This is a genomic window from Bradyrhizobium sp. CCH5-F6, assembly GCF_001556045.1.
Taxonomy (GTDB): Bacteria; Pseudomonadota; Alphaproteobacteria; order Rhizobiales; family Xanthobacteraceae; genus Bradyrhizobium.
The window spans coordinates 1-6,781 of record NZ_LSIC01000033.1 but is presented as its reverse complement, the minus strand read 5'-3'; the positions used below and the strand labels follow the sequence as shown (position 1 = coordinate 6,781).

At 66.6% G+C, this 6,781-nt stretch carries 7 protein-coding genes; 5 read left to right on the top strand and 2 right to left on the bottom strand.

Translation table 11 applies throughout. The features are described 5' to 3' along the window. Positions 1-197 precede the first annotated feature (197 nt). The 5 genes from AX729_RS06090 (at position 198) to AX729_RS06065 (ending at position 5,991) form a co-directional block, all read left to right on the top strand. A complete protein-coding gene (locus tag AX729_RS06090) occupies positions 198-3,632 on the top strand; it encodes a helicase-related protein (RefSeq protein WP_061021105.1) in 3,435 nt (1,144 codons plus the stop codon). Positions 3,633-3,654: 22 nt separating this feature from the next. Further along, complete coding sequence (locus AX729_RS06085) at positions 3,655-3,906, top strand: RNA-binding S4 domain-containing protein (protein ID WP_082770351.1); 252 nt, start codon at positions 3,655-3,657, stop codon at positions 3,904-3,906. Between the two features lie 132 nt (positions 3,907-4,038). Continuing rightward, complete coding sequence (gene fdxA / locus AX729_RS06080; protein WP_018643465.1) at positions 4,039-4,377, top strand: ferredoxin FdxA; 339 nt, start codon at positions 4,039-4,041, stop codon at positions 4,375-4,377. A gap of 345 nt (positions 4,378-4,722) precedes the next feature. Continuing rightward, the gene (locus tag AX729_RS06070; RefSeq protein WP_082770350.1) at positions 4,723-5,514 is read left to right on the top strand and encodes a CarD family transcriptional regulator; all 792 of its coding nucleotides are present in this window, start codon (positions 4,723-4,725) and stop codon (positions 5,512-5,514) included. A gap of 237 nt (positions 5,515-5,751) precedes the next feature. Next, the gene (locus tag AX729_RS06065) at positions 5,752-5,991 is read left to right on the top strand and encodes a hypothetical protein (protein ID WP_061021101.1); all 240 of its coding nucleotides are present in this window, start codon (positions 5,752-5,754) and stop codon (positions 5,989-5,991) included. 38 nt (positions 5,992-6,029) lie between these two features. On the opposite strand, the gene AX729_RS06060 is transcribed toward AX729_RS06065, so the two are convergent. Together AX729_RS06060 and AX729_RS06055 are read right to left on the bottom strand one after the other, a co-directional pair. Then, a complete protein-coding gene (locus AX729_RS06060) occupies positions 6,030-6,563 on the bottom strand; it encodes a response regulator transcription factor (protein ID WP_061021100.1) in 534 nt (177 codons plus the stop codon). Beyond that, the coding region (locus AX729_RS06055; protein ID WP_197433537.1) for an ATP-binding protein at positions 6,553-6,781 on the bottom strand (229 nt) is incomplete at its 5' end. The genes AX729_RS06060 and AX729_RS06055, both read right to left, overlap by 11 nt.

The following is a 6,781-nucleotide window of genomic DNA, read 5'->3' as shown; positions in this document are numbered from 1 at the left end:
GGGCGATCCAGTACGCCGAGGCGGTTGTGCTGGAGTGGAGAGGCCGCGGCGTACTGGATGCCCCGGTCGAGCCGGGGCACGACAGCGGAGTGCGTGGCCGCCACCCCAGCGTTCGGAGACATGGCCGACACCCAGCCCCCGGCCCGCCTCATCCGGCACTGACATTCGCCCCAATTGCTACTACCTAATCGATAGACATGGCTTTTTCTCCCTCCCCCTTCGCCTCCGAGCGCGCACCTTCCGATCGCGTGCCCGGCGCGGGCGTCACCGCGGTGCTCGGGCCGACCAACACCGGCAAGACCCATCTCGCCATCGAGCGGATGCTCGCGCATCCCTCGGGCATGATCGGCCTGCCGCTGCGCCTGCTCGCGCGCGAGGTCTACAACAAGATCGCCGCCAGAACCGGTGAAGCCAGCGTCGCGCTCGTCACCGGCGAAGAGAAGATCAAGCCGAAGAACCCGCGCTACTGGGTGTCCACCGTCGAGGCGATGCCGCGCGACCTCGACGTTTCCTTCCTCGCCGTCGACGAGGTGCAGATCGCCGCCGATCTCGAACGCGGCCACGTCTTCACCGATCGCATTCTCAACCGCCGCGGCCGCGACGAGACGCTGTTGTTAGGGGCCGCGACGATGCGCCCGATCATCGAGCGGCTGCTGCCGGGCGTGTCCATGATCACGCGGCCGCGCCTGTCGCAGCTGGAATTCGCCGGCGACCGCAAGATCACGCGCCAGCCGCGCCGCACCGCCATCGTCGCGTTCTCGGCGGACGAAGTCTACGCCATCGCCGAGCTGATCCGCCGCCAGCATGGCGGCGCCGCCGTGGTGCTGGGCTCGCTCTCGCCGCGCACCAGAAACGCACAGGTGGCGATGTTCCAGAACGGCGACGTCGACTATCTCGTCGCTACCGACGCGGTCGGCATGGGCCTCAATCTCGACGTCGATCACGTCGCCTTCGCCTCCGACCGCAAGTTCGACGGCTACCAGTTCCGCCGTCTGACGCCGTCCGAATTCGCGCAGATCGCCGGTCGCGCCGGCCGCGCCACGCGCAACGGCACCTTCGGCACCACCGGCCGCTGCGCGCCGTTCGAGCCCGAGCTCGTCAACGCGCTGCAGAACCACACCTTCGATCCGGTGAAGGTGCTGCAATGGCGCAATTCCAGGCTGGACTTCTCCTCGCTCGGCGCGCTCCAGGTGTCGCTGAACCTCGCCCCCGGCCACGAGACGCTGACGCGTGCGCCGATCGCCGAGGACATGCGCGTGCTCGATCACGCCGCCCGCGACGTCGAGGTGCGCGATATCGCGCATGGCAAGGCCGCGGTGGAACGGCTCTGGGAAGCCTGCCAGGTCCCGGACTACAGAAAACTGTCGCCGGCCGCCCATGCCGAACTGGTGACGACGCTGTACGGCTTCCTGATGCAGAAGGGATGCATCCCCGATTCCTGGTTCGAGGCCCAGATTACCCAGGCCGACCGCATCGACGGCGACATCGACACACTGTCGGCCCGAATCGCGCAGATACGCACCTGGACCTTCGTCGCCAACCGTCCGGACTGGCTGAAAGACCCCGAGCGCTGGCAGGGAATCGCGCGCGAGGTCGAAAATAAATTATCGGATGCGCTCCATGAACGCTTGACTGAGCGTTTCGTTGATCGCCGGACCAGTGTATTGATGCGCCGCCTGCGGGAGAACACGAGCTTGAATACGGAAATCGGCAAGACCGGCGAAGTCATCGTCGAAGGCCATGTCATCGGCCGCCTCGATGGCTTCACCTTTGCACCGGACGCGGCGGAAGCTGGCTCCGATGCGAAAGCCTTGCAGGCTGCAGCGCAAGCGGTGCTCGCCGGCGAGATCAACGCCCGTGCCGAAAAGCTCGGCAATGCGCCGGACGAGCAGTTCGTGCTCACCTCCGAAGGCATCATCCGCTGGACCGGCGACGCCGTGGCGCGACTGTCTGCCGCAGACGAGGCGCTGCATCCGCGCATCCGCATCATCTCCGACGAGCGCCTGACCGGCGCCCCGCGCGACAAGGTGCAGGCGCGGCTCGAGCTGTGGCTCAAGACCCATATCGAGAAACTGCTCGGACCGATGTTCGAGCTGTCCAAGGCCGAGGACGTCACCGGCATTGCCCGCGGCATCGCCTATCAGCTGGTCGAGGCGCTCGGCGTGCTCGAGCGGCCGAAGATCGCCAACGAGCTGAAGGATCTCGACCAGTCCTCGCGCGCCGTGTTGCGGAAATACGGCGTCCGCTTCGGCGCCTACCACATCTATTTCCCGGGCCTGCTCAAGCCTGCGGCACGTGCGCTCGCCGCGCTGCTCTGGGCGTTGAAGCAGGACAACGTCGATCTCTCGTCGCTCTCCGGCGCGCAGCATCTGGCATCGTCGGGCCGCACCTCGTTCCCGGTCGACAAGGCGCTGCCGCGCGATGCCTATCGCGTGCTCGGCTACAAGCAGGCCGGCGAGCGCGCCGTGCGCGTCGACATCCTGGAGCGGCTGGCCGATCTGATCCGCCCGGCGCTGGCCTGGCGCGAGAACTCGCCCGGCGAAAAGCCCGCCGGCGCGTTCGACGGCCGCAGCTTCGTCGTCACCCAGGCGATGACCTCGCTGACGGGATCGGCCGGCGAGGACTTCGCCTCCGTGCTGCGCGCGCTCGGCTACCGCATGGAGAAGCGTCCGCCGCTTCCGCAAAAGCCGGTCGTCGCCGAAACCGTCGCAGCGGAGGCGCCGCCCGTCGAAGGCAGCGCCGAGACTTCGACAGAGACCTCGCCTGAGACTGCGACGGAAGCCGTTGCGGGTCTGCCGGAAGAGGCGGCTGCGTCCGAGACGCCGGCCGCGGACGCCGCTCCTGAAGCCGTCACCGTCGAAGACGCGCCCGGCGTGGAGCCGCAGGACGAGGCAGCGCCGGCCGAGCCGGCGCTCGAGGCTTCTTCCGAAGCGCGCGTCACGCCCGAAGATGCGCCCGGCATCGCGCCGTCCACTGAGGAGACCGCTGCGCCGGCCGAGGCTGGCGGCCTCGAAGCCGCCGCCGCCGAGACCGCCGCAACGGAAGCTGCCGCATCGCCCGATGCTGCCGCGCCTGAGGCGGCAGTCGCGCCCGCGCCCGCAGAACCCGAGCTGGTCGAGGTCTGGCGTCCCGGCGGCCGTCACGAGGACCGCAAGCCGCGCCACGAGCGCCATCGCCACCAGCGTCACCATCAGCCTCGCCCGCAGGCCGGTGCGGAAGCTGGCGCTGCACCCGGTGCGGCGAGCGGCGAAGCTGCCGAAGGCGCGAAGTCGGGACATCGCCATGGCGGCGGTCGCCGAGATGGCGGCAGGGATTTCCGCAAGCCGCGCGAAGGCGGTGGGGAGGGCGCGCCGCGTCCCGAGGGCCGCGACGACAGGAATCGTCGTTTCGAGGGCAAGGGCGGCGACAAGGATCGCAACCGCGACAAGGGCAAGTTCGGCGACAAGGGCCGCGACAACCGTGGCCGTGACCGCGACAAGGGCCGCGATCGTCGCGACCGCGAATCCGGACCGTCGCTGCGTCCCTATGCCTCCAGCGCGAACCCGCGCGAGCGCGATCGTCCGGTCGATCCGAACTCGCCCTTCGCAAAGCTCGCCGCGCTGAAGGAGCAGCTGTCCGGCCGGAAGGAGTGATCCGACGACCGAGCGGCAGCGCATCGACAAATGGCTGTGGCACGCGCGGGTGGTGAAGGCGCGCACCTCCGCCGCCGAGCTCGTCGTCACAGGCCACGTCCGCGTCAACGGCGTGCGCGAGACGTCGGCCGGACATGCGATCAAGATCGGCGACGTGCTCACCATCGCGCTCGATCGCACGGTGCGCGTCCTGAAGGTGACCGGCTTCAACGAACGCCGCGGCGATGCTGCCTCGGCACGGGTGCTCTACGAGGAGCTCGGCGAGCGCAATTAATTGCGCTCGGCATTCATTTCTTGGTCGTTCAAACGCGCAAAGCCGTCATGATCGGACCTTCCCGACCTTGCGGCGCCGGGCCATCCGCGCTACGCAAGCCGCGACTTTTAAAAGAGCTTTTCGGAGCGTTGGATGACTTACGTCGTCACTGAAAACTGCATCAAGTGCAAGTACACCGACTGCGTCGAGGTCTGCCCGGTCGACTGCTTCTACGAGGGCGACAACATGCTCGTCATCCACCCCGACGAGTGCATCGATTGCGGCGTGTGCGAGCCGGAATGCCCCGCCGACGCCATCAAGCCGGATACGGAACCGGGCCTGGAGAAGTGGCTCCAGGTCAACGCCGACTACGCCAAGAGCTGGCCCAATATCACCCAGAAGAAAGAATCACCCGCCGACGCCAAGGAATTCGACGGGATGGAAGGCAAGTTCGAGAAATATTTTTCTCCGAACCCGGGCTCCGGGGACTAATTCGCGCCCAAACTTAACCCTAATAGCGGCGCTGCCGCTGAAAACCAGCCCTGAAGACCCCTAAATCATTGATTTTTGCGGGAAATGTGCTATATTGGGCACATTAAGCCGAACCCCGTCAGCCCCGTTGGCCCCTCTGGGTTCCCGTGAAACCAAATGTCGAACAGGGGCGTGGCAGTTTTCCGCGCGCAGGCTGTGTCACAGAAAACGCGTAAAAAGAGTACTTCAGCGAGGGCTTCCCATAAGGAGGCCAAAAAAGTCGCCGCGGCCAGCCGTAGCGCATCCAAGGGTCGGACCGCGACGAAGGCGCCGGCTGCAAAGTCCTCGAAGAACAAAAGAAGCGCAATGCCTAACAAGACTGCCAAACCGGCCGCGAAAGCGACCGCTGCCAAGCCTGCTGCCGCCAAGCCTGTGACCGCCAAAGCCCCCGCTGCCAAGCCCGCTGCGAAGGCCCCTGTTGCTGCTGCGCCTGCCAAGGCTCCCGCCGTCGCTGCCAAGCCCGCTGCTGCGCCGAAGGTCGAGGAAAAGAAGGTCGTGACCCAGCGTCAGGGCTTCAAGGCCAACGAATTCGTCGTTTATCCCGCTCACGGCGTCGGCCAGATCCTGGCCATCGAGGAGCAGGAGATCGCCGGTGCCAAGCTCGAGCTGTTCGTCATCAACTTCATCAAGGACAAGATGACGCTGCGCGTGCCGACCGCCAAGGTCGCCAATGTCGGCATGCGCAAGCTGTCCGATCCGGCGCTGGTGAAGAAGGCGCTCGAGACGCTCAAGGGCCGCGCCCGCGTCAAGCGTACCATGTGGTCGCGCCGCGCCCAGGAATACGAAGCCAAGATCAATTCGGGCGACATCGTCGCGATCGCGGAAGTCGTGCGCGACCTCTACCGCTCGGAATCGCAGCCGGAGCAGTCGTACTCCGAACGCCAGCTCTATGAAGCGGCGCTCGACCGTCTCTCCCGCGAGATCGCGGTGGTGCAGCACTCGACCGAGACGGAAGCGGTCAAGGAGATCGAGGCCCAGCTCGCCAAGAGCCCGCGCCGCAACGCCAAGGCGGAAGCCGCCGAGGGCGAAGCGGATGCCGAGGGTGAGGCGGACGATACCGATGGCGACGACACCACCGTCGCCGACGAGGCCGCGTAAGCACCTCGCGCGTCGATCGCAACAGATCAAAAGCCCGGCCGTTCGGCCGGGCTTTTTGTTCGCCACGGATCCTGTATCGAGCGGTCGCTGCTTCCGCAGCCGTTTGCGTCGAAGATCAACCGCACCATCGCCGCCCGGTCGCGGTGTGTGATGCCAGGCACTTACCCTCGCCCCGCTTTCCCCCAGAGTGCTGCCCATGCCGGACGTACCGGCTGCAGATGCCAAGGGAGAAGGGTGATGAAGTTTCCTCGTTTCGCTATTGCCGCTTTCGCAGCCATCGTCGGAATCGGCTTGCTGGTCGGCTCGGCCTCGTACTCGCCCGCCGCTGCAGGCGTGTTTGGCCCGGACTACAGCTGGATGGGCAATCGGAAATACATGGACTGCCTCAAATATGTGGGGGCGTTCGGATCCAACTATCCGGGCCGCGACAAGAACATCGCGAGCTGCAAGAGAGAGTATCTTCCCGGCGGCCGCTGATCGCGATCGCCCGCCCCCTCGGCAGCATCGCTCGACGCCTACTTCACCGGACGCTTCTCGAGCTTCCGTGCCAGCGTCCGCCGGTGCATGCCGAGTCGTCGTGCCGCTTCCGAGATGTTGAACTCCGTCTCGATCAGGGTCTGGTGGATGCGTTCCCATTCCAGCGTCTTGATCGAGGTGGGCCGGGTGTCGAGCGCCACCTCGGCGTTGCCTTCGGCCTTGTTGAAGGCGGCTTCGATGTCGTCGGTGTTCGACGGCTTTGCCAGATAATGACAGGCGCCGAGCTTGATGGCTTCGACGGCGGTGGAGATGCTGGCGAAGCCGGTGAGCACCACGATCAGCATGTCGGGATCGTGCGTGTGCAAGAGCTCGACACAGGCGAGCCCGGAGGCGCCGCCGAGCTTGAGATCGACGACGGCGTAGCCGAAGGAGCGCTCCTCCAGCACCTTGCGCACCTCTTCGATCGAGGCGGCGAGCACCACCTCGTAGCCGCGGCGCTCGAACGAGCGTTTCAGCGTGCGGGCGAAGCCCGCGTCGTCCTCGACGACGATGAGCGAGCGGTCAGCCGTCAAAATTCCCTCCGATCGCGAGCGTGGCGAGCGGCAGCGTCAGGCGGACGGTGGCCCCGCGCTTCCGGTGGTTCAGGGCGGTCACGCTGCCGCCAAGCTTGCGCACGACGTTGACCACCAGGAACAGGCCGAGCCCGCCGCCGGCACGGCCCTTGCTCGACTGATAGGGCTTTCCGAGCTGCGCCAGCATCTCCGGCGCAAAGCCGGGGCCGCGGTCGCTG

Coding starts and splice junctions, on each gene's coding strand:
- AX729_RS06090 (WP_061021105.1), top strand. CDS start 198: ATGGCTTTTTCTCCCTCCCCCTTCGCCTCCGAGCGCGCACCTTCCGAT.
- fdxA (WP_018643465.1), top strand. CDS start 4,039: ATGACTTACGTCGTCACTGAAAACTGCATCAAGTGCAAGTACACCGAC.
- AX729_RS06065 (WP_061021101.1), top strand. CDS start 5,752: ATGAAGTTTCCTCGTTTCGCTATTGCCGCTTTCGCAGCCATCGTCGGA.
- AX729_RS06070 (WP_082770350.1), top strand. CDS start 4,723: ATGCCTAACAAGACTGCCAAACCGGCCGCGAAAGCGACCGCTGCCAAG.